General features: G+C 71.5%; 17 protein-coding genes. 2 read left to right on the top strand and 15 right to left on the bottom strand.

What is annotated here, in order from left to right; genetic code table 11:
* From EFK10_RS33495 to EFK10_RS33445, 11 genes are all read right to left on the bottom strand, one after another.
* Positions 1-1716: serine/threonine protein kinase (locus EFK10_RS33495; protein WP_164836252.1), on the bottom strand; the 1716-nt coding region annotated here is incomplete at its 3' end.
* Positions 1713-2999, bottom strand: coding sequence for a hypothetical protein (locus tag EFK10_RS33490; RefSeq protein ID WP_127359415.1), 1287 nt, complete (start codon positions 2997-2999; stop codon positions 1713-1715). The genes EFK10_RS33490 and EFK10_RS33495, both read right to left, overlap by 4 nt.
* A 63-nt stretch (positions 3000-3062) precedes the next feature.
* On the bottom strand, positions 3063-4058 hold the full coding sequence (locus tag EFK10_RS33485; protein WP_127359414.1) for a glutamate ABC transporter substrate-binding protein: 996 nt from the start codon (positions 4056-4058) through the stop codon (positions 3063-3065).
* Between the two features lie 20 nt (positions 4059-4078).
* Positions 4079-5494: a hypothetical protein gene (locus EFK10_RS33480; protein WP_240677637.1), complete on the bottom strand. Its 1416-nt coding sequence runs from the start codon at positions 5492-5494 to the stop codon at positions 4079-4081.
* Between the two features lie 127 nt (positions 5495-5621).
* Positions 5622-6644, bottom strand: a complete 1023-nt coding sequence (locus tag EFK10_RS33475) for an N-acetylglucosamine kinase (protein WP_407647205.1) — start codon at positions 6642-6644, stop codon at positions 5622-5624.
* Positions 6641-7903: a 6-phospho-beta-glucosidase gene (locus EFK10_RS33470; RefSeq protein ID WP_127359412.1), complete on the bottom strand. Its 1263-nt coding sequence runs from the start codon at positions 7901-7903 to the stop codon at positions 6641-6643. The genes EFK10_RS33475 and EFK10_RS33470 overlap by 4 nt, the downstream gene beginning before the upstream one ends.
* Positions 7900-8805, bottom strand: coding sequence for a carbohydrate ABC transporter permease (locus EFK10_RS33465; protein ID WP_127359411.1), 906 nt, complete (start codon positions 8803-8805; stop codon positions 7900-7902). Before EFK10_RS33465 ends, EFK10_RS33470 begins: the two co-directional genes overlap by 4 nt.
* A gap of 5 nt (positions 8806-8810) precedes the next feature.
* Positions 8811-9770, bottom strand: coding sequence for a carbohydrate ABC transporter permease (locus EFK10_RS33460; RefSeq protein ID WP_127359410.1), 960 nt, complete (start codon positions 9768-9770; stop codon positions 8811-8813).
* Entirely contained in the window at positions 9770-11104 is a 1335-nt protein-coding gene (locus EFK10_RS33455) for an ABC transporter substrate-binding protein (protein ID WP_127359409.1), read from the bottom strand. Before EFK10_RS33455 ends, EFK10_RS33460 begins: the two co-directional genes overlap by 1 nt.
* A 115-nt stretch (positions 11105-11219) precedes the next feature.
* Complete coding sequence (locus tag EFK10_RS33450) at positions 11220-12428, bottom strand: ROK family transcriptional regulator (protein WP_407647203.1); 1209 nt, start codon at positions 12426-12428, stop codon at positions 11220-11222.
* 170 nt (positions 12429-12598) lie between these two features.
* Entirely contained in the window at positions 12599-13645 is a 1047-nt protein-coding gene (locus EFK10_RS33445) for a mechanosensitive ion channel family protein (protein ID WP_127359407.1), read from the bottom strand.
* Positions 13646-13877: 232 nt separating this feature from the next.
* On the opposite strand from EFK10_RS33445, the gene EFK10_RS33440 reads away from it, so the two are divergent.
* A complete protein-coding gene (locus tag EFK10_RS33440; RefSeq protein WP_127359406.1) occupies positions 13878-14414 on the top strand; it encodes an HNH endonuclease in 537 nt (178 codons plus the stop codon).
* Positions 14415-14495: 81 nt separating this feature from the next.
* On the opposite strand, the gene EFK10_RS33435 is transcribed toward EFK10_RS33440, so the two are convergent.
* From EFK10_RS33435 to EFK10_RS33420, 4 genes are all read right to left on the bottom strand, one after another.
* On the bottom strand, positions 14496-15896 hold the full coding sequence (locus EFK10_RS33435) for an FtsX-like permease family protein (protein ID WP_240677636.1): 1401 nt from the start codon (positions 15894-15896) through the stop codon (positions 14496-14498).
* The gene (locus tag EFK10_RS33430) at positions 15893-16594 is read right to left on the bottom strand and encodes an ABC transporter ATP-binding protein (protein WP_127359405.1); all 702 of its coding nucleotides are present in this window, start codon (positions 16592-16594) and stop codon (positions 15893-15895) included. Before EFK10_RS33430 ends, EFK10_RS33435 begins: the two co-directional genes overlap by 4 nt.
* Complete coding sequence (locus EFK10_RS33425; protein WP_127359404.1) at positions 16591-17139, bottom strand: PadR family transcriptional regulator; 549 nt, start codon at positions 17137-17139, stop codon at positions 16591-16593. The genes EFK10_RS33430 and EFK10_RS33425 overlap by 4 nt, the downstream gene beginning before the upstream one ends.
* Positions 17140-17235: 96 nt before the next feature.
* Entirely contained in the window at positions 17236-20613 is a 3378-nt protein-coding gene (locus EFK10_RS33420; RefSeq protein WP_240677635.1) for a beta-N-acetylglucosaminidase domain-containing protein, read from the bottom strand.
* A 666-nt stretch (positions 20614-21279) separates the two neighbouring features.
* On the opposite strand from EFK10_RS33420, the gene EFK10_RS33415 reads away from it, so the two are divergent.
* On the top strand, positions 21280-21779 hold a 500-nt coding region (locus EFK10_RS33415; RefSeq protein ID WP_164836251.1), incomplete at its 3' end, for an amidase family protein.

Below are 21779 nucleotides of genomic sequence, written 5' to 3'. Positions count from 1 at the left end.
GGCCTCGGCGGCCGGTGCCCCCGCCTGCGCCGGGACGGTGTACCGCGTGCCGGGCACCGTCGGGCTGTACCGGGCCGCCCCGGGCGGCAGTTGAGCGGGCGCGGGGGCCGGTGTCAGGACCGGCGCCGGGGCCGATGCGCCGCCGGGGCTGAGCGCGGCGATGTGCTCGGCGAGCAGCGCCGCCGGGTTGCCGTTCGAGCCGTTCGTACCCTTCGCGCGGGCCGACGCCTTGCGGCGCAGCTCACGCTGGAGCCCGCGGTCCGCGCCGCCGAGCACCGACGCGTCCCCCGCCAGCGGATACACCAGCTCCGTGTCCACGACCCGAAGTTCCGGCCCGAACAGGGTCGACATCGCGGGCCGGGGCCGGCCGGTCTGCAGGGCGACCACCTCGCGCAGCACGCCCAGCAGCTGGTCCGACATCTCCTGCGCGGAGGAGAAGCGCTTGCCCGGATCCGGGTCGGTGGCCCGGACCAGCAGCCGGTAGAAGGACTCGTACGTCGAGAAGACCTCGATGTTGTCCGGGTCGGGGAGGCTGTCCGCGAAGACGTTCTGATAGCCCTGGAAGTCGAAGGTGAGGACGGCGAGGGTCCGCGCGACCGTGTACAGGTCGGAGGCGACGGACGGGCCGAGCTCGGCGATCTCGGGCGCCTGGTAGCCGGGGGTGCCGTAGATCGCGCTGTCGTGGTCGGTCATCCGGCGGACGGCGCCCATGTCGATGAGCTCGAGCCGGTCCTCGGTCTGGATGGCGTTGTCGACCTTGAAGTCGCAGTAGAGCAGATTGCGGCTGTGCAGATAGCCGAGCGCGTCCAGGGCTTCGAGGGCGTACGCGATGGCCTGGTCGACCGGCAGCGGTTCGCGCTTGCCGTCCGGGGTGCGACGCTCGTTGGCGATCTCCTTGAGCGACTTGCCGGCGACGTACTCCATGACGATGTAGCCGTCGAGGGAGCCGGTGTTGTGGTCGAGGTGCTCGACGAAGTTGATGATGCGGACGATGTTCGGGTGCACGATCTCCGCGAGGAACCGCCGCTCGGACAGGGCCGCGGCCAGCGCGTCCTCGTCACCGGTGTCGAGCAGGCCCTTGAGGACGACCCAGCGGTCGCTGACCGCATGGTCGATGGCCAAATAGATCCAGCCGAGGCCGCCGTGCGCGAGGCAGCCCGCGACCTCGTACTGCCCGTGCACCACATCGCCGGTCCGCAGCTTGGGCGTAAAGCTGTACGGGTGGCCGCACTTGGTGCAGAAGCCCTCGGTCCGGCCGGGCCGGTCACCGCGCGAACGGCCCACCGGGGCCCCGCACTCGCCCTTGCTGCAGAAGCGCTTGCGCTCCGGGACCTGGGGGTCCTTGAGCACGGCGGCAGCCGGGTCGGGCTTGGGGATCGGCGGCACCGTCACCAGTCCGGCGCCGAGCTTGCCCCGGGTGGGGCCGCTGCTGCTGGAGCTGCGTACGGACACCGAGCGGCCGGTCGTGCCACCGCTCAGCGAACGCGACAGCCGGCCGGACACCGAGCGGCGTGAGGCGCGCGAAGCGCCCGAGGCCCCGGCGGAGCCGCTGCGGCTGCCCGCGAGCGAGCCGGAACGCCCGGAGCCGGAGGGCCCCGAGCCGCCGCCGGCACTCGCGGGCTCCGGTACCGGAGCGAGTCCGCAGGTGTCGCAGTACAGGTCGCCGCTGCCGACGTCCTCGATGGTGCCGGTGCAGCCCGGCCGCTGGCACTTCATCGTCCATCCCCCATGTGATCGACAGGCCCCGCCTGCCGTGGCACCACGGCCTCGGCGACAGCCTGTTGGTAGCGCAGCACGGCGTGCTCGGCGGCACGCAGATCGCAGGGCGCGCTCCACAGCAGACGCCGGGCCTGGTCGTACCGTTCGACGAGCAGCAGGTCCTCGGCCATGCCGTGCCGGGAGACCTTCGCCCGGTAGGCGTCGAGGCGTCCGCGCAGCTCGGCGCGGACGGCCAGCGGCGCGGTGACGGCGGTCAGCGAGTCGCGGGCGCGCAGCAGTTCCTCGTCGGCGCTCTCCTCGAGGCTGTCGAGCAGCGGTGAGAGGCGGTGCCACTGGCCCGTACGGCGGTATTCGGCGGCGGCGGCCAGCTGCTCGGGGAGCGCGGCGGGCGCGCCGCTGACCGCGGGCACCTCGGAGGCCGCGATCTTGGCGAGCACCTCGCCGCGCGCGCTGCGTGCCTCGGTGAGGGTGCGGTCGGCCCGGGACAGCACGTCGCGCAGCCGCATCAGCCGGTGGTCGGCGTCGTCGCGCACATGCAGGACTGCCTCGACCTCCCGGCGTATGTCCTCCAGCGCCATGCCCGAGCGGTCGTAGCGGGAGGTGTCGGGGCGGCCGCCGGTGAAGAACGAGAGCGGGTCGGTGACCACTTCGGATCTGAGGTCGGTGAGCCCGTGGAGCAGCTCCTCCAGATCGTCGCCGGCCGGGTGGGCGCCCGGTCGCACCCCGACGGAGTGGGCGAGGGAACGCACCCGCTGGGCCTCGGCGGCGAGCAGGTCTACGCGGGCGGGCAGCGCGGACCACACGGCGTCGGCGGCGGCGACCATCTCCATCGCCTGGCTGTACCAGTCGTTCATCCGCGCCAACAGCTGTTCCAGGCTGAGCCGTTCGCTGAGCCGGGCCGGCCCCGTGAGCGTGCGAGCGGCGTCCGGGACGGTGCCGCCGGCCACGGTGACGCCGGAGCCGCACAGCAGCTCGGTCAGCTCGTTCAGCTCGGTCTGGGTGGGCCAGCGACGGCGGCCGCGCAGCGCGCGGGCGGTGGTCAGGGCGTCGGTGTACGCCTCGAAGTGCGCCCAGAGCAGGGTGATGGCCTGCTCGGTCTCGGCCCACCGGTCCTTGGTGGTGCCGGTCAGCTCGGCGCCCTCCAGGAGCCTGCGGCCCGAGTGGTCCTGGAGCGCGAAGAGGGACGACTCGATCGCCTCGTGCTCCTCGCCGAGCCGCGCGAGCGCACGGTCCACCTCCTCACGGCTCAGCGCCGGTCCGGATGGTCCCGCGACCGCCATCGCACCTTCTCTCGTGTCGTCGTGTCGTGCGCCGGTCCCTCTGGCCCCTCTGATGCCTGTGGTCTATCCGTTCTTGTAAAGCGGCGCGGGCGGCCCGTCGATGCCGGGAAGCACGGCCTTCAGCCAGGTACGGTACGCCTGCTCCCACTGGCTGCCGGTCCCGCCACTGCGGTAGTTCTCCAGGACCTGGTTGACGCGGCGCACCAGGTCGGTGTCGCCGGAGTTCATGGCCACGCCGTAGTACTCCGTGGTCGCGGGCTTGCCGACCAGGTGGACGGCGGGGTCCTGGGCGGCCTGTCCGGCGGCCAGTGCGTTGTCGGTGAAGACGGCGTCGACTTCGCCCAGTTGGAGCAGTACCAGGCAGTCCAACTGGTTGTCGACGAGGACGATGTGCGATCCGTGCGGTTGCTCCTCCAGCTTGGCCTGACCGGTCGAGGTCTTCGCCGTGCAGACCTTCTTCCCGTTCAGGGTGTTGTTGAAATCCTTGATGGTGGAGCCCTGGCGCGGCACGAGCAGCTGCTGCCCGGCCTGGAAGTAGGCGGTGGAGAACGCGACCTTCTCCTCGGTTATGCGCTGGCAGTTGATGGTGACGGTGCGCACCACCATGTCCACCTGGTGCTTCCTGATCGCCTCGAAGCGCTTGCTGGTCGGCACGGTCTTGTACTGCACCGCGTTCTCGTCGCCGAGGATGTCCTTGGCGATGGCCTTGACCAGGTCGATGTCGAACCCGACGATGTCGCCGCTGGCCGCGTCACGATAGCCCCAGCGGTAGCTGTTCTGGTCGACGCCGACGACCAGCTTGCCCGCCTTCTTGATCCGGTCGACGGCCGGGCCGCTCGCGGTGGAGGGCGTGAGGCTCGCCTCCGGGTGCTGGCCGCAGCTGGTGTCGGTGGCCGAGACCTGCTTGTTCTGGGTCCTCAGCGGGGTGTCCCGCCCGGCCGCCGTGTCCGCCTGGTCGTGCAGGGGCAGCGCGGTGGCGGAGACCGCCAGCATGCATGCGGCGGCCATCCCGGCCACCCCGCCCCAGCCCCGCAGCTTCCGTCTCCCGCTCAACAACATCGACTTCCTCCCTCCGCCGCTCACCGGTACTCCGACAGCCGGCGCCCGATTCCGAGGGCCGCGCCTGCCGCGCCGAGCACCGCGAGCAGTGCGGCCCCAGCCGCCAGCCCGCCCAGTGCCCCACGCCCGTCGTTGGCGGACCGCTGGAACGCCGTGTGCTCGTGGGCGACGGCCGTCGCAAGATTCGTATCGACGGCGTCGAAACACTGGGCCGTGTACTGCGCAGCCTTCTGACCGGACTTGAGGTTGCCGCCGATCGTCCGGGCCAGGGCGTCCTGGTATTCGCCGGAGTCGTCGTCCTTGCGGGCCGTGGCGTTGAGAGCCCACCACGCCTGGGCGGCCTTCATGGCCGTCTTGACCGTATCCCTGCCCTTGGCGTCGTCGGCCATTGACAGCGCCTGTGCCAGCAGACCGGTCTTCCCGTTCGCGCCCTTGCCCGCGAGGTCCTGCAACTCGGCCCGGTACGCATCGTTGTAGGACGCGCCGCTGCCACGCGCCACCAGGGTCAGATTCTCGTTCGCCCGGGCCTGCAGCGACTCGATCCGGGCCGTGTTGAGCACCTGAAGCGACCTGGCGCCGTTCACGTACGAGTCGTTGAGCTGGATGCGGGCCAGGCTGTGCCCGACCACCAGCCACATCAGGACCACGGCGGTCGCGGCCGAGCCGGCCACCAGGCCCTGGTTGAAGACCCGGTTCGTACGCCGGTAGCTGCGGCGCTGCGCCCAGACCAGGGCGCCCAGGGCCAGGACGCCGAGTCCCCAGGCGGCCCAGGGCAGGGCCTTGGCGTCCGCGTAGTCCGCGCCAAGCCGGGCGGTCTCTATGCGGTAGAGCTCCTTGGCGGCGGGGAGGATCTCCTGGGTCATCGTCGTGTTCGCGCGGCGCAGATAGGCGCCGCCGACCGGGTATCCCAGGCGGTTGTTGGCCCGGGCTCGCTCGACGTAGCCGGTGTAGACCGGCAGTTGCTCGTTGAGCTTCTCGATCTGGGCCTTCGCCTGGTCCGAGCCCTCCGAGGCGGCGGCGGCCTCGGCGATGTACCGGGAGGCGATGCGGATGTCGTCGTTGTAGCGCTTCCGCGCGTCCGCCGGGTCCTGCCGGCCTGCGAGGAAGCCGCCGGCGGCGGTGGTGTCCGCGTCCGCGAGTGAGCGGTAGATGTCGGCGGCCCGGGAACTCAGCGGCTCGCTGCGGTTGACCACGTTGTCGGCGGCGGCGGCGCGGTCGGTGATCTGCCATGCGGTGACCGCGCCGAAGGCCACCACGAGGACGGCCAGCAGCGCGCCGATGACCCGCAGCCGTCCCGGCTCGGTGGTCGCTGCCTCCCGCAGCCTGCCCGGCTGTTCGGCCCATGCCGGCCTGCGCCGCGGGGCGTCCGACCCGGTCGCGGACGCGATCACGTCGACGCCGTCGCCGGGACGCCCGGAATACTGCGTTTGCGTCACTGACCCTCCCCCCTGGACCGACCCCGCGTACGCGGGGTCAATCTCCTGGTCAGCAGTATGGCCGCAGATACTGACAATCCGCATCGGTAATGCGTGGATCTTGCGCCCCCACCGCCCAGCTCCCTTGTCAGTCTTCACGCATGGCGTGCTCCTCCGGTTCCCCCGTCCCGTAGTGCGCCCGCAGCCGGACCTGGACCTTGTGGCCGGCGCCGGTGTGGTCCAGGCCGAGCAGGGCGGCGCCGAGCACCGGCGGGGCGGTGACGACGGCGATGACGGCCTTGGGGGCGCGGGCGCCGAGGCCCTCGGCGATGGCGTCCATCAGCAGCGGGTGGCGGGCGGCGAGGACCCCGCCGCCGAGCACCACGTCGGCCTCCTCGCCGAGCAGGTCCAGGCGTTCCAGGGCGACGCAGGCCAGTGTGACGATCTCCTCGGCCTGGCGCATGACGATGGCCCGGGCGACCGGATCGCCGGCCTCGGCGGTCGAGAAGAGCACCGGTGCCAGTTCGTACCGGCGGTGGACGGCGAGGTGTCCCAGGTGCAGGGCCTCGATCAGCGCGTACATCGAGGGCAGCCCGAAGTGCGCCGGCAGCGTCTCCGCCAGCGCGGTCGGGCCCCCGCGGCCGTCCTCGGCGCGGGCGGCCCACCACAGCGCCTCCTCGGCCAGGCCGTAACCGCCGCCCCAGTCACCGGAGATGCGCCCGACCGCCGGGAAGCGGGCGGTACGGCCGTCGGGCAGCATCCCGGCGCAGTTGATGCCCGCGCCGCAGACCACGGCGACCCCGCGCGGCGCGTCGACGCCGGCCCGCAGCAGGCCGAAGGTGTCATTGGCCACCTGCGTGCTGCGGCCCCATCCACGCGCGTCGACCGCGAGTCCGAGCTCCCGTTCCTCGGCGGGCAGATCGGCGTTGGCCAGGCACGCCGACACATGCTCGACCAGCGGGACGCCCGGCGTGACGGACAGGCCGGCCGCTTCCGCCGCGTCCGCCACGATGAGGGCCAGGGCCCCCACCGCCGCCTCCGCGCCGGTGATGTGGGGCTGGAAGCCGCCGCCGCGGGCGGTGCCGAGCACCGACCCGTCGGCGGCGACGATCGCCACATCGGTCTTGCTGTTGCCTGCGTCGACGGCGAGGACCAGAGGTTGTGGCGTCAGGTCCACGCGAGATGCTCCCGGTTGTGCGCGATGAGACGGTCGGTCAGGGCTTCGGCGTACTCGTACTGACCGATCAGCGGATGGGACAGCAGCGCCTTGAAGACCCGGTCCCGGCCGCCGCGGAGAGCGGCGTCGAGAGCCAGGTCCTCGTACGCCGTGACATTGGCGATCAGGCCGCTGTAGAGCGGGTCGAGGGGTGGGACGGGCAGCGGCGAGGCGCCGGTGGCGTCCACGGTCGCGGGGACCTCGATGACGGCGTCGTCGGGGAGGAAGGGGAGGGTGCCGTTGTTGAAGCTGTTGACGACCTGTACGTCACCGCTGTCCCGCAGCAGGGAGGAGGCCAGGGCGACCGCGACCTCGGAGTAGAAGGCGCCGCCGCGCCGGGCCAGCAGCTCGGGCTTCTCGTCCAGGGTCGGGTCGGCGTACATCTCCAGGAGCTGCAATTCGATGGCGGCCACCTCGGCGGCCCGCGAGGGCTTGGACATCAGCTCTCGTACGACCTCGTCGTGGGCGTAGTAGTAGCGCAGGTAGTACGAGGGCACGACGCCGAGCCGGTCCAGGACCGCGCGCGGCAGGTGCAGGTCGCCGGCGATCGCATCGCCGTGCTCGGCCAGCAGTTTGGGCAGTACGTCCGCGCCGTCCGGGCCGCCGAGGCGCACCGACCGCTCCCAGGTGAGGTGGTTGAGCCCCACGTGGTCCAGGTGCACCTGGTCCGGGGTGACGTCCAGCAGCCGGGCGAACCGTCGCTGGAAACCGATCGCGACGTTGCACAGCCCGACCGCGCGGTGCCCGGCCTTCAGCAGCGCACGGGTCACGATCCCCACCGGGTTGGTGAAGTCGATGATCCAGGCGTCCGGCGCCGCCTTGCGTACCCGCTCGGCGATGTCCAGGACGACCGGCACTGTGCGCAGCGCCTTCGCCAGGCCGCCCGCGCCGGTGGTCTCCTGGCCGACGCAGCCGCACTCCAGCGGCCAGGTCTCGTCCTCGTTACGGGCCGCCTGCCCGCCGATCCGCAGTTGCAGCAGTACGGCGTCCGCGCCGGCCACGCCCGCGTCCAGGTCCGAGGTCGTGGTGACCTTGCCGGGGTGGCCCTGCCGTTCGAAGATCCGCCGGGCGAGCCCGCCGACGAGCGCGAGGCGCTCGGCAGCCGGGTCGACAAGCACCAGCTCCTCGACGGGCAGGGTGTCACGCAAACGGGCGAATCCGTCGATGAGTTCGGGCGTGTAGGTGGACCCGCCGCCAACCACCGCAAGCTTCATCCCTTCACTCCTGTCAGGGTCACGCCTTCGATGAAGGCTTTTTGGGCGAAGAAGAAGACGACGATCACGGGAGCCATCACCAGCACCGTGGCGGCCATCGTCAGATTCCAGTTGGTGTGGTGGGCCCCCTTGAAGGACTCCAGGCCGTAACTCAGCGTCCAGGCGGCCGGGTTCTCGCTGGCGTAGATCTGTGGGCCGAAGTAGTCGTTCCAGCAGCAGAAGAACTGGAAGAGGGCGACGGCGGCGATGGCCGGCTTGGCCATCGGCAGGACGACCCGCAGCATGGTGCGCAGGTCTCCGCAGCCGTCGACCCGGGCGGCGTCGGTGTATTCCTTGGGGATGGTCAGCAGGAACTGCCGCAGCAGGAAGATGGAGAACGCGTCACCGAAGGCGAGCGGGATGATCAGCGGCCACAGGGTGCCCGACATGTGCAGCTGCTTGGCCCAGAACAGATACATCGGGACGATGATGACCTGCGGGGGCAGCATCATCGTGGCGATGACCAGCATCATCGCCGTATTGCGGCCCCGGAAGCGGAACTTGGCCAGCGCGTACGCGACCGGGGTGCTGGACACCACGGTGAGCAGCGTCCCCAGCCCGGCGTAGAGCAGGGTGTTGCGCCACCAGGTGAGGAAGCCGGGGGTGTTCCACACGGTGCCGAAGTTGCTCCACCGCCAGTCCTTCGGCCACAGGTCGCCGGTGAGCGCCTGGTTGTCCGTCATCACGGCCGTCAGGAGGACGAAGACGAACGGCAGGACGAAGAAGAGCGTGGCCGCGATGCCGAGCGCGTGCACCGCGATCCACTCCAGTGCGGCCCGGCGGGTCGCGGCGCGCTTGGCGTGGGCCGACGCCGCCAGTTGAGGAGCGGCGGCCGGGGGCGCCAGGGTCGAGTTGGTGGTCATGGGGATCAGTCCTCCGCCGACAGGAAGCCGCTGCGGCGGCGCATGAGCAGCGCGGTGAACATCATCGCGAGCGCGAAGAGTACGAGGGCGATCACGCACGCGGAGCCGGTGTCGAAGCGCTGGAAGCCGAGGTTGTAGACGAGCTGGGGCAGGGTGAGGGTGGACTTGTCCGGGTACCCGGGCTCGAACTGTTGGCCCGAGCCGCCGATGACTCCGCTGGCGACCTTCCCGGCCACCAGGGGCTGCGTGTAGTACTGCATGGTCTGGATCACGCCGGTGACCACGGCGAACATCACGATCGGCGAGATGTTCGGCAGCGTCACGTACCGGAAGCGCGACCAGGGGCCCGCGCCGTCCAGCTCGGCGGCCTCGTACTGCTCCTTGGGCACGTCGAGCAGCGCGGCCATGAAGATGACCATGAGGTCGCCGATCCCCCACAGCGCCAGCAGGGTCAGCGCGGGCTTGGACCAGCCGGGGTCGTTGAACCAGCCGGGCTGCGGCAGGGCGAGGTCGCCGAGCAGGTGGTTGACCGGGCCGGTGCCGGGGTTGAGCAGGAAGGCGAAGGCCATGGTCGCGGCCACCGGCGGGGCCAGGTAGGGCAGGTAGAAGGCGGTGCGGAAGAGCCCGGGGGCGGTCTTGATCTTGGTGATCAGCAGGCCGATGCCGAGCCCGAAGACGACCCGCAGGCTGACCATGACCACGACCAGCCACAGGGTGTTGCGCAGCGCGGGCCAGAAGAAGGGGTAGTCGTTGAAGACGTACGACCAGTTCTTGGCGCCGTTCCAGGTGGGGGCGGCGAAGCCGTCGTACTTCATGAAGGAGAAGTAGACGGTCGAGACCAGCGGATAGGCGAAGAAGACGGTGAAGCCGATCAGCCAGGGCGACAGGAAGGCCAGGTTGCGCAGTGTCTCGCGGCGGCGCTTGGCCTTCAGCATGGGGTGGACGGTGCCGGTTGCGGTGCTCATCACTTGGCCTGCGCGATGTCCTTGTCGACCTGCGTGTCGACACCCTTGAGGCCGGCCGTGAGGTCGGTCTGCTTGCCGGATTCGTACGCGTAGCCGAAGTCCTGGAGCGTCAGCTGGTACGTGCCGCCGTTGACGCTGGGCGGGGTGGTGTTGCTGCCCGGGTTCTGGGCGATCTTGACGAAGGTCTGGAAGGCGGGATCGGTGCTGAGCTTCGGGGACTTCAGAGCGGCGTAGGTGGACGGCACATTGTGGATGGCGTTGGCGAAGCTCACCACCGCGTCGGTGTCCGTGGTCATGTACTTCACCAGCTCCCAGGCCGCGTTCTTCTTGGCGCTGGTGTTGGCGATGCCGATGATCGTGCCGGTGACGTAGCCCTTACCGTACGAGGCTGCCTGGTCGTCCGGCACCGGGAAGGGCGCCACGCCGATCGGGAACTTCACGCCCGCGTCCTCGGCCATCCCGGCCCGCCACTCACCGTCGATGGCCATGGCCACCTGCCCGGTCTGGAAGGGGTTCTTGGCGTCCCACTCGTCACCGAAGGTGGTGCGGTACTTCTCCAGCTTGGTGAAGCCGCCCAGCGCCTTCACCATGTCCTGCTGCCAGTTGAACATGGAGGCGAAGGCGGGGTCCTTGGAGACGTTGGACTTGCCGTTCTTGTCGAAGTAGGTGGGGCTCCACTGCGCGGACAGGTGCGTGGTGGTGGACTCGTAGCCGTGGAAGTCCGGCATGAAGCCGAGCTGGGAGTACGAATCGCTCTTGGTCTTCGTCAACTTGACGGCGTCGGCCTTGAACTCCGACATCGTCCTGGGCGGCGAGGTGATCCCGGCGGCCTTGAAGGCGTCCTTGTTGTAGTAGAGGCCGTACGCGTCACCGAGCAGCGGCAGTGAGCAGCGGTTCCCCTCGAACTGGGTGTACTCCAGCATTGCCGTCGGGAAGGTCTTGGCAGGGTCGATTCCGGACTTCTTCAGGAAGGGCGAGAGGTCGGCAAAGGCCTTCGACGAGCAGAACTTGCCGACGTTGTCGGTGGTGAAGGACGAGACGACGTCCGGGGCGCCGGCGCCGCCGGCCCGCAGCGCCTGGTTGATCTTGTCGTCGGTGATGTTGCCCTGGACCTTGACGTGGATGTTGGGGTGGACCTTCTCGAAGGCCTTGATGTTGGCGTTGATCGCCTTCACCTCGCTGGGCGCGGACCAGCCGTGCCAGAAGGTGATGGTGACGTCCTTGTTCGGGTCGTCGTTTGCGGCGCTCTCGCTGGAGCCCGTACACGCGCTCGCCAGCAGGGATATGGCGGCGGTTGCCGCGATGGCGGCGGCTGCCTTCGTCAGACGTGACACTGCGCTTCCTCCGGGGAACGGTTGAAGAGGGGGCGAAGAGGGGGTGCGAAGGGTGTGCGAGGTCGGCGGGCCGGCCAAGGATGCCGGTCCGACAGGGCCTACGTGTGCGGGTGGGTCAGCGGGAGGTGTCGAACACCTCGTCGCGGGTGGTGGCGAGGGCGCTCTGCAGCGCCCCGCACAGGACGGGGTGCTCCTGGACCGTGCCGAGCACCAAACGGGGCCGGGGTACGGCCAGTTCGGCGAGCTCGGTCCGGACCAGGGCACGGAGGTTCTCCCCGCCGGCGGCGACCACTCCGCCGGACAGGACGATCAGTTCGGGGTCGAGCACGGTCACCAGCGAGGCGAGCCCCACCGCGAGGCCGGTCGCGAAGCGGTGCAGCAACTCCGCGTACGGGCCGTCCTCCGCCCCCGCGGCCTCGCTCACCAGCGCGGCCGCCGCGTCCGCGAGTGAGCCCTGCGGTTCCGGCAGTCCCAGCTCACGCGCGAAGCGCAGGACGGCGTTGCAGCCGGCTAGTTCCTGGAAGCCGCCCGCATTGGCCTTGGCCACATGCCGTACGAGCGGTGTGCCCGGCACCGGCATGAAGCCGACCTCGCCGGCGCCGCCGGTCCAGCCCCGGTGCAGCCGTCCGCCGAGGACGATGGCGGCGCCGATGCCGCCCTCATTCCACAGCAGGACGAAGTCCTCGTGGTCCTTGGCCGCGCCGAGCCGCTGCTCGGCCACCGCGGCCAGGTTCACGTCGTTGTCGTACTCCAGTGGTACGGGCAGCGCAGCGGCCAGTTCCTCCAGCAGAGCCGGGGAGTGCCAGCCCGGGAGGTGGCTGGCGTACCGCAGCCGTCCGGTGCTGGGGTCGAAGGCGCCCGGGGTGCCGATGACGATGCGGTGCAGGTCGCCCCGCAGCACCCCGGCGGCCTTGGCGGCGCCGTCAACGGCCTGCAGCACCTGCTCGACGGTGCCCTGGGCACGGCGGCCCGGTGTCGGGAGTTCGAACTCGCCGGCGACCTTGCCGGTGATGTCGGCGACCGCCGCCCGGATCCGCTCGGCGGTGACATCGAGCCCGGCCACGTGGGCGGCGGTGGGATTGACCGCGTAGAGCTGGGCGTTGGGGCCGGGGCGCCCGGCGGTCGTGCCGGTGGCGACCACCAGGCCGGCCGCTTCGAGCCTGGCCAGGAGCTGCGAGGCCGTCGGCTTCGACAGCCCGGTCAGCTTGCCGATCCGGGTGCGGGAGAGAGGGCCGTGCTCCAGGAGCAGATCCAGGGCCGCACGGTCGTTCATGGCGCGCAGTACGCGCGGTGTGCCGGGGGTTCCGGGGGTGCCAACTGCCATGCGCGCCATCCTCCCATCACCCAGATAGTTAGGAAACTTTCCTGTTGATGAAAGGGAAGGTAAGCCCAGGCTGCCGGGGCGTCAAGAGGCGTACGTCAAAACACGGAAAAGCCCCGGCACCATGACGGTACCGGGGCGCGAAATCCGGGTTTCCGGGATTGCCGGGATTCCTACCTGCCGGGCGGGCGCGGGCTCACGATCGGCTGGGCGGCCGCCGACTGCGCGGAGTCCGGGTTGGACAGGGCCGAGGGCGCCGCCACGCCGGCAGCGGGGTCCGCCTGCTCCTCGTCGGCCGCCGCGAGGGGCGTGCCGCCCACAATGGCGATGCCGGCCTCGTCGAAGGCCTGCTTGATCCGCCAGCGCAGCTCGCGCGCGACGGCCGCGGACTTGCCGGGCATGGTCCTGGCCTGCGCCTGGATCACCACGGAGTCCGCCGCCACCGACTGGAGCCCCAGCACCTCGACCGGCTCCCACAGGGCCTCGTCCCACGGCTGGGTCTTGGCCATTTCCTCCGCCGCCGCGGTGATCACGGTCCGTGCCCGCTCCAGGTCCTGCCCATAGCCGACCTGGACGTCCACCAAGGCCGTGGCCCAGCCCTGGCTGAGGTTGCCGATGCGCTTGACCTCGCCGTTGCGGACGTACCAGATCTCGCCCTCGTCACCGCGCAGCTTGGTCACCCGCAGCCCGACCTCGACCACGGTGCCGCTGGCCACGCCTGCGTCGATGACGTCACCGACGCCGTACTGGTCCTCCAGGATCATGAAGACGCCGGAGAGGAAGTCCGTCACCAGATTGCGCGCGCCGAAGCCGATCGCGACACCGGCGACACCGGCGCTGGCCAGCAGCGGAGCCAGATTGATCTTCAGTACGGACAGTACCGTCAGCGCCGCGGTGCCCAGGATCACGAAGGACGCCACACTCCGCAGCACCGAGCCGATCGCCTCGCTGCGCTGCCGCCGCCGCTCCGCGTTGACCAGCAGTCCGCCGAGTGCGGTGGCACCGGCGGCCTCCGCGCCCCGGTTCATCCGCTCGATGAACTTGGTGATCATCCGCCGCACCGCGACCCGCAGAACCACGGCTATGACCACGATCAGCAGGATTTGCAGTCCCGCCGCCAGCCATCCGGCCCAGTTCTGGCTGACATAGTCCGCGGCGTTCGTCGCGGAAGCCTGGGCGTGGTCGAAGTTGGTCGTCGTGGTCGTCGTGGATGCGGACACAGCAGGGAAACCTCCGGTAGGGCTGGTCCACCACACTAACGGGCGATGCCCGGTGCCTCGTTGTCATGTTCGAGCGCGAACAGCGGGAATAAAGGGGATGGAGCAGGTGTGGTCGAAAACACTTCTGCTCCGTTACCCGGTCATGGTGGCGCACCGACCAGGCTTCCGGAGAGACTGTTGGGCAGATCGTCCCGGCGCGAGCCACGCGCCGCCGGCGTATAAGGAGGCACCTGTGCCGCATGTCCTGGTACTCAACGCGTCGTACGAGCCCCTCGGCGTCGTACCGCTCCGACGCGCGCTCATCCTCGTACTCAATAAGAAGGCCGTGTGCCTCGAGGAATCCGGCGCCTATATGCACAGCGCGACCCGGGCGCTCCCCGCGCCCAGTGTTGTCAAACTCACGAAATTCGTGCGAGTCCCCTTTCGCGGCCCCGTGCCCCTGACCCGGCGAGCCCTTTTCGCCCGGGACGGCGGCCGGTGCGCGTACTGCGGTGCCGTCGCAACCAGCGTCGACCACGTGATCCCGCGCAGCCGCGGAGGCCAGCACACGTGGGACAACGTGGTCGCGGCATGCCGCAGGTGCAATCACGTCAAGGCCGACCGGCATGTCGCCGAACTCGGCTGGCGAATGCGCCATCAACCCGCGCCGCCCTCCGGCCTGGCCTGGAGGATCATCGGCACAGGACATAGGGACCCGCGCTGGATGCCATACCTGCAGCCATTCGGCGCGGAGGATGCGATGGCCCGGATAGACGGCATATCTGCCTGATATCCGGGCTTTCGTGTTCCGTGCCTCCTGTTGCGTGGCCGGACCGACCGCCCCCCTTCGGCGGTCGGTCCGGTGGTTTGTTCACTCGTAACGCAACTCGGCGGGGTGCGCCGTGCGCCGCAGCAGCGGCAGTGAGGCGGTCGTTGCCAGCAGGGCGGCGGCCAGCAGCGCTGCGGCGGTGAGCAGCGGTTCGAGCAGCGGGAGCGATGTGCCCTCGAAGGGCAGGGAGCCCACCACCGTCAGGCCGCAGGCGGTGGCCACCGCGATCGTCGGCGCCAGGGGCAGAAACGTCTCCAGCAGCACGGCCCGGCTCAGTACGGACCGGGGCACGCCGGTGGCGGACAGCGCCGCCAAGGTGCGACGGCGGGTGATCACCGACTCGACTGTGCCGACGACGAGGCCGCTGATGGTGACCGAGAGGCCGATCAGCAGCGCCAGGCCGGTCAGGTTGAGGCCGTCGGTGTAGAAGGCGCTGTTGATGGCGAAACTTTCCGGCCAGGCATCCAGATAGTCGATCATCATCCGGCGTACGCCCACGAAGCCGACCCCGATCAGCGCCGTGAGCAGCATCGCCGCGTGTGACCTTGCCGCCGCCCACGGGTCGGCCTGCAGCCGCTCCCCGGCGATCAGCAGCGCCGGGCGGCTGGAGCGCGCCGCCAGCCGCCCGGTGACCAGGGCCAGCCCGGCGGTGCCGAACAGCAGCGCGACCGCGCACAGTACGACGACCGCGATGACGAGAGCTGCCGACATCGCCATCCCGCCGTTCAGCACGGACGTGTTCAGCAGCTGGAGCCCCGTCGCCGCGAGCAGCGCCAGCGGTGCCAGCGCCCACAGCGCCAGCCGCCCTCGCCCCACCCGGGGGCGTGGTCGGCGGCCCTTCGACACGACCCCCAGCGGGTCGGCGCCCGCCCGGCGCAGCGTGAACCGGGCCTCCAGCGTCGCCAGCGCCGGCACGGCCAGCACCACAGGCACCGCCGCCGCCCACGGGACCGGCACGTCGGTCGGCCAGGTCTGCGGGCCGGAGCCGCCCTGGGCCGCATCGAGCACCGCCCGCAGCGCCAGGAAGCCCGCAAGCCCCGCCAGCGACCCCAGCCCGCACACCGCGCCTGTCTCCAGGGCCGAGATCCGCCGGACCTGGCGGGGGGTCGCCCCGGCCAGGCGCAGGGCGGCCAGCCGCCGCTCGCGCTGGAGGGCGCCGATCCGCGTGCACTGGCCGATGAAGGCCAGCACCGGGAGGACCAGCAGCAGGAGGGCGGCGATCACGCCCGGACGCAGACCGGACTCGTTGAGGAGGTCGTTGGTGTACCGGGGGACTCCGCCGCCGAAGCGGGTGCCGATCACCGCGACGACCGTCGCCGCCAGCGCGAAGCCCGTGCCCAGCACGGCCCCCAGCCCGGTCAGCGTCAGCCGCCACCGCTCGCTGCCCGGCGACCCCCGCAGCAGCGCCCAGGCCAGCCGCGCGTCCGCCCGCAGCCCCCTCACCGGATCACCTCCGCGCCCGTCTCGCCGGCCACCGCGCCGTCCCTGACTGTCGCCTCGCGGTCCGCGTACGCCGCCACCTGCGCGTCGTGCGTGATCAGCAGCACCGCCGTGCCCGACTCGCGGGCCGCGTGCACGAGCGCGGTCATCACCTGCTCCCCGGCCAGTGAGTCCAGGGCTCCGGTCGGCTCGTCCGCGAACAGCGCCTTGGGCCGGGTCACCATGGCCCGGGCGAGTGCCACTCGCTGCCCCTGTCCGCCGGACATCTCGCCTGGGCGCAGCGCGGCCTGCCCGCGTACGCCGAAGCGCTCCAGCCACTCGCCCGCGCTCTCGTGGGCCTTCTTCCGGGAGGTGCCGGCGAGCAGCAGCGGCAGCGCCACATTGTCGAGGGCGGTCAGCTCGCCGACCAGCTGCCCGAACTGGAACACGACGCCGAACTCCGTACGCCGCAGCTCGGACCGCCGCGTCTCCGTCGCCTGGTCCAGGCGTTCGCTCCCGTACCGGACCGAGCCGGAATCCGGCGTCACGATGCCCGAAAGGCAGTGCAGCAGGGTCGACTTGCCGCTGCCGCTCGGCCCCGTCACCGCGAGGATCTCGCCGGGGGCGAGGTGCAGGATCGCGCCGCGCAGCGCCGGTGCCTGCCCGGCGCCGTACGACTTCACCAGGTCCCGGGCCTCGATCAGGGGTGGTGGGGTTGTCATGAGGTTCTGACCTCCTGGGCCAGTGCGTCGAGTCGCTGCGCGGTGGTGTCCATCCAGCGCAGGTCGGCGTCGAGGTGGTTGAGGGCGTAGTCGGCGGACAGCACCGCCGACAGGGTCGCGTTGGGCGCGGTCTTCGCGGCCGTCAGTTCGCGCATGCGCGTGAGGTGCGCGGCGCGCTGGTCGCGGAGGAAGTCGGCCGGGTCGCCGAAGCCGGACGCCATGATGGCGACCACCTTGGCGAAGATCTCGCTCGCGGCGCTCACCGGCGCCGCAGGCACGGTCTCGGACAGCCATGTGCGCAGCGCCTGGACGCCGGCCTCGGTGATGCGGTACGTGGTGCGCTCCGGGCCACCGCTGTCCTCCGGGTCCTCGGTCTTCGCGACCTCGGCGAGGCCGTCGCGGGTCAGGCGCTGCAGGGTTGTGTAGACCTGCCCGTACGCGAGCGGCCGGGCCTGCGGGAAGCGGTCGTCGTGACGCCGCTTCAGGTCGTACCCGTGGCCGGCCTCGGACGCGAGGAGGCTGAGGAGGATGTGGGCAGTGCTCATGCGGTCGCCGTGACCTCCGGGTAACTATTCACTCGCTACATGTACTGAGTGAATAGTGGCACGCGGGTGTGGCCCCGGACAAGTCGCTACGGACCGTCAGCCCGAGGCCACCGCGTAGGCCTTGACGGAGAACAGCGAGTAGCCGTACTTTGTGCCGCGCTCGACGCCCTGGACGCGGACGAAGCGCGCGTCGGCGGGGGAGTCGAAGCGCACGGTACGAGCGCCGGGGGCGCCGTCCGTGACGGTCGCCGCGGTCTGCCAGGTCACGCCGTCGGCGGAGGTCTGGATCTCGTACCGCGAGGCGTAGGCGTCCTGCCAGACGAGGTCGACGCGGCCGATCCGGGCGGGCCTGGCCAGTTCGAGCTGGACCCAGGCGTGGTCGTCGACGGGGGAGGACCAGCGGGACGCCGGGTCGCCGTCGGTGATGGCGGAGGCCGGGAAGTCGGCGGTCTCGTCGGCGGAGGAGGTGGCCGGCGCGCCCTGGGCGAGGTCGGCACCGCCGGTGCGCGGGTAGGCGTGGACGGTGACGGTCTGCCCGACCGTGCGGCCGTCCACGGCGAGCGTGACCGGCACCTCGTACGTGCCCGCCGCCGTGCCCGCGGGCACCGACACCTCGACCGGCACCGTCAGGGTGCCGCCGCGCGGCAGGTCCACGGCGCCCGGGGCGGTCGCGGTGACGCCCGCCGGGGGTTCGGCGGTGAGGGTGACGCGGGCCGCGTCGGGCGAGTCGTCGGCCAGCTGGGCGGAGACGGTCACGGGGTCGCCGCCAATCTCGGCGTCGGTCTCGGTGCGGTCGAGGGTCATACGGGCGGCGGGCCGGTCCCCGTACCAGGGCACGATCTCGTTGACCAGCGGCGCGTCCGCGTCGTCCGCCCACACCAGCCGTACGGCATCGGCCCGCGCCCCCTGTGCGGCCAGCTCCGTCCAGCCGCCGCCGAGGCTGCCGATCCGCCGCCAGCCCTCGCCGGGCACCCGCACCTCCACCGAGGCCGGCGAACTCCCCGCCCCGGCCGGATCGGTGAGCACCGTCACCGCGTCCAGCGCCCGCGCCGGGCCCAGCTCGACCGTCAGCGAACCGCCCGTGCCCCGGTACGCAGTCGTCAGGTCCCCGTCGGTCACCGGCGACGTGTCCGGCGGCCGCTCGTCGTCGGTCGTCGTGACCGTGAACTCCCGTACCGACACGGCACTTTCCTGCGCCGACGTCGACCGCAGCCGAACGTAGCGGGCCTTCGCGCCCGCCGGGAGGCTCGCGGTGACGGTCGCCCGGTCACGGAAGACCCCGGCCTGCTTCCAGCCGCCGTCGGAGCCCGAGCCGTCGCCCGCCGAGTACTCCAGGACCGCGTCGCGCAGATAGTCCTCGGCGCCCATCGTGACCCGCACCTCGCGCACCGTCCGCGCGGTGCCCAGGTCCACCCCGAAGGCGTCGTCCTTCTGCGGCGGCGCATCACTCGTCCAGGCGGTCGCCTCCTTGCCGTCCGTCATCGACGACAACTCCGTGGCCCGCGCCGAGCCCAGTGTCGCCGTAGCCGTGCGGGCGTCGGTGCCGACGCCGCTCCACGCGTCCGCCGTCGTCAGGGCCTTGGCCAGGAAAGGCCCGAGCACCCCGTTCCCGACGGTCGCCGTGCTCGCCGCTATCCGCTTGCGCGCCCGCTCCACCGCGAGCCGGTTCCGCCACGCCGCCGCGCCGTCCCCGCGCTGCTGGGCCAGCAGCATGTCCACGGCCCTCCCGCCCGCGCTCCCGTACCCCGCGAGCTGACTCAGCCAGGGCCGCACCTCGGCGCCGAACCCGCCGTCCGCCAGGCCGTCCAGCCGCTCCGGCGCGTCCCGCATCGCCGCGAACGCCGCCCTCAGCCGCTGCGCCGCCGCCTCCAGATCCGTATGGTCCCCGCCTTCGTAAGCCGCCCAGAAGGCCTTCAACAACGGTTGCAGATAGGCCGACTCCGCGCCCTCGTCCAGCGCGGACGACGCGTCATTGCCGGCCAGCGCCCGCAGCGAAGCGCGCTTGTCGGGGTCCGTTCCCGCGAGGTCGTCGATCGCGGCCTGCCAGGACGAGGCACTGTCGTACGCGCTCGGATTCCACGCGAAGTCGGCCGCCGTGAACAGCGGGATCCGCGAGGCGGCCGGCTGCTGCATCGCCGCCGTCAGCACCCCCGACGACGCCGACGCCACGGCGGGCTCCCGCCCGCTGTACGGGCCCAGGAAGATCCGGTCCTCGGCGTAGTCGTTCACCGGGTAGTTGTCCATCGTCAGCAGCGGATGCCCCAACGCCGCCCGGGCGCCCGCCATTTGAGCCCCCGTGATCTTCTCCGGCACCACCCCGACCCCGGTCCACGCCACCTGGACATCCTGGTTCAGCGCCTTCGCCAGCGCAGTCCGGTACGCGGTGACGCCGTCCTGGTAGTACTCGGTCGGCAGCAGCGACAGCGCCGCCGCCTCCTTGCCGTACCGCCCCGCCAGGTGCTCGGCCACCGCGTTAGCCACGTCGGCCTGCGCGCGGGCGGCCGCCTTCGCGCCGCTGCCGTACGTGTCCGCGTCCGCACCGCAGTGCCACTCGCTGTAACTCACGTCCTGGAACTGCAGCTGGAACGCCCGCACCCCGAGGGCCCACATCGCGTCGATCTTCCGGAGCAGCGCCTTACGGTCGTCCGCCGAGCCGAAACACAGCTCCTGCCCCGGCGCCACCGCCCAGGCCAGCGTCACGTGATTACGCCTCGCCCGCTCCGCCAGCGCCCGGAACTGCGCCCGCTGCTCAGCCGGGTAGGGGTCGCGCCACCGTTCCTGCCAGTACGCGTCGTCGCCCGGGGCGTACAGATAGCGGTTCTGCTTCGTACGGCCCAGGAAGTCCAGCAGCGCCAGCCGCTGCGCATGGCTCCACGGCTCGCCGTAGAAGCTCTCCGCCACCCCCCGCACCCCTGTAGCGGGCCAGTCCCGGATCACCACACCGGGCAACCCCTGTGCGGTCACCAGCTGCCTCAGCGTCTGCGCCGCGTGGAACAGGCCGTCCTCGCCCACCCCCGCGAGGGCCACCGTCTTCTCCCCGACGGCCAGCCGGTATCCACCGCTCGGCAAATCCCCCGTTTCCGCCGCCCCCAGCCGCCGCAACGCCCTCTCCGCCCCTGGCCCGTCCGCGTACACCACGGTGCCGGTCACGCCCTCGCCGCTGCTTGCCTCGACCACGCGCTGGGCGCCGGCCTCGCGCAGCACGGCCCGGATCGCCTCCAGCGCGTACGGGTCGGCCTCCGGCCCGGCGACCAGTGTCACGGTGCCGTTCTTTATGGCTGCGAACCCGTTCCGCCCGGCCAGCGACTGCGGCTTCGGCCATACGGATGTCGTTGCGGTGGCGGTCTCTGGCGCGGTCATCGCCGCTCCGCTGTCCGCCGCCCTCGGCGCGGCCACCGCCCCCGGCGTCCCGGCCAGCATCCCGCCGACAACGGTCGCCACCAGGGCGGCCGTTCCTGCTGCGGCGGATCTCATACGGCCAGTCATGGGCCGCTAGCCCACCACTTCCCTGCGGGGCTGTCAACGCGCGCTCCGGTGCTCCTTGTCCGGTGTGCCCCAGGGTGTGCTCCCACCCACCCACCCACCCACCCGTTGCCCGGTGCGGTTGGCGGCGGGCCTGGGCATTGCGTTCGTGGGTGGTCGGGGGCGTGTCGGGTGGGTCCTATGAGACAGCGCTGCAGTCGATTTGCGGCTGGCGCCGCGTGGTCGCCCGCCCTGTTCCTCGCTACCTCGGAACTGGGCGTTCTGCGTAGCCTTGGCGTCTCTACGGACCTGCCCCGCCCCACCCCTTCCGGCCGTATGGCCGCCAACTGCCGGAGGGGGGTTCCTCCCGCCCTCCTCCCGGCACCGGAAACTCACCGATCGGTCCAGCCCTGTTACTGGCCCGGACCACGCGTCCGTGTCACCCGGCACCCCAGGCCCACATGCCCCCGATATGTGGGCCCGGGGCGCCGGGTCGGACCGACGCGGCAAGGATGCGGTGCCGGGAGGAGGTCAGAAGCCGTCTCCTAGGACTCACCCCGGCGGCGGCCCCGACCCGAACACGAACGAGAGCGCAGCGCCCGCGCCAATCGCCCCGGGCAACGGGCGGGTGGGTGGGGGAAAGGCCAAGCGCACCCCCGGAGGGCCTAGCCTGGCGGGATGGCGGAGGCACACGAGCTGACGATGGTGGCGCAGGCGGCAGCCATGCGGCGGGGGGAGCTGTCGCCGGTGGAGTTGGCGACGCATTACCTGGCCAGGATCGAGGAGCTGAACGACGCGGTCGGGGCGTACCTCACCGTGACGGCGGATCACGCGCTCGCGGATGCCCGCCGTGCGGAGCGGCGGTTGAAGGAGGGCGGGGAGCTGCCGCCGCTGCTGGGGGTGCCGATGGCGGTGAAGGACCTCACGCCGGTCAAGGGAGTGCGGTTCACGGCCGGGTCGTCCGTGTTCGCGGAGCAGGTCGCCGAGGTGGACGCGTACATCGTCACGCTGCTCCGCGAGAGGGGCGGAAGCGTGCTGCTGGGCAAGACGAACACGCCCGAATTCGGCCTCCCCGCCTACACGGAGAACCGCCTGGGTCCGCCGGCCCGCACGCCGTACGACCTGACGCGCGGCGCGGGCGGCAGCAGCGGCGGCGCGGCGGCGGCGGTGGCCGCGGG

It is taken from the genome of Streptomyces soli, from assembly GCF_003999195.1.
Taxonomy (GTDB): Bacteria; Actinomycetota; Actinomycetes; order Streptomycetales; family Streptomycetaceae; genus Actinacidiphila; species Actinacidiphila soli.
This window is presented reverse-complemented; position numbering and strand designations above follow the sequence as displayed.

Excerpts from the sequence above, each read along its gene's own strand:
- EFK10_RS33460 (WP_127359410.1), bottom strand. The coding sequence starts at position 9,770 with ATGAGCACCGCAACCGGCACCGTCCACCCCATGCTGAAGGCCAAGCGC.
- EFK10_RS33490 (WP_127359415.1), bottom strand. The coding sequence starts at position 2,999 with ATGGCGGTCGCGGGACCATCCGGACCGGCGCTGAGCCGTGAGGAGGTG.
- EFK10_RS33465 (WP_127359411.1), bottom strand. The coding sequence starts at position 8,805 with ATGACCACCAACTCGACCCTGGCGCCCCCGGCCGCCGCTCCTCAACTG.
- EFK10_RS33485 (WP_127359414.1), bottom strand. The coding sequence starts at position 4,058 with ATGTTGTTGAGCGGGAGACGGAAGCTGCGGGGCTGGGGCGGGGTGGCC.
- EFK10_RS33420 (WP_240677635.1), bottom strand. The coding sequence starts at position 20,613 with ATGAGATCCGCCGCAGCAGGAACGGCCGCCCTGGTGGCGACCGTTGTC.
- EFK10_RS33450 (WP_407647203.1), bottom strand. The coding sequence starts at position 12,428 with ATGGCAGTTGGCACCCCCGGAACCCCCGGCACACCGCGCGTACTGCGC.
- EFK10_RS33470 (WP_127359412.1), bottom strand. The coding sequence starts at position 7,903 with ATGAAGCTTGCGGTGGTTGGCGGCGGGTCCACCTACACGCCCGAACTC.
- EFK10_RS33430 (WP_127359405.1), bottom strand. The coding sequence starts at position 16,594 with ATGACAACCCCACCACCCCTGATCGAGGCCCGGGACCTGGTGAAGTCG.
- EFK10_RS33425 (WP_127359404.1), bottom strand. The coding sequence starts at position 17,139 with ATGAGCACTGCCCACATCCTCCTCAGCCTCCTCGCGTCCGAGGCCGGC.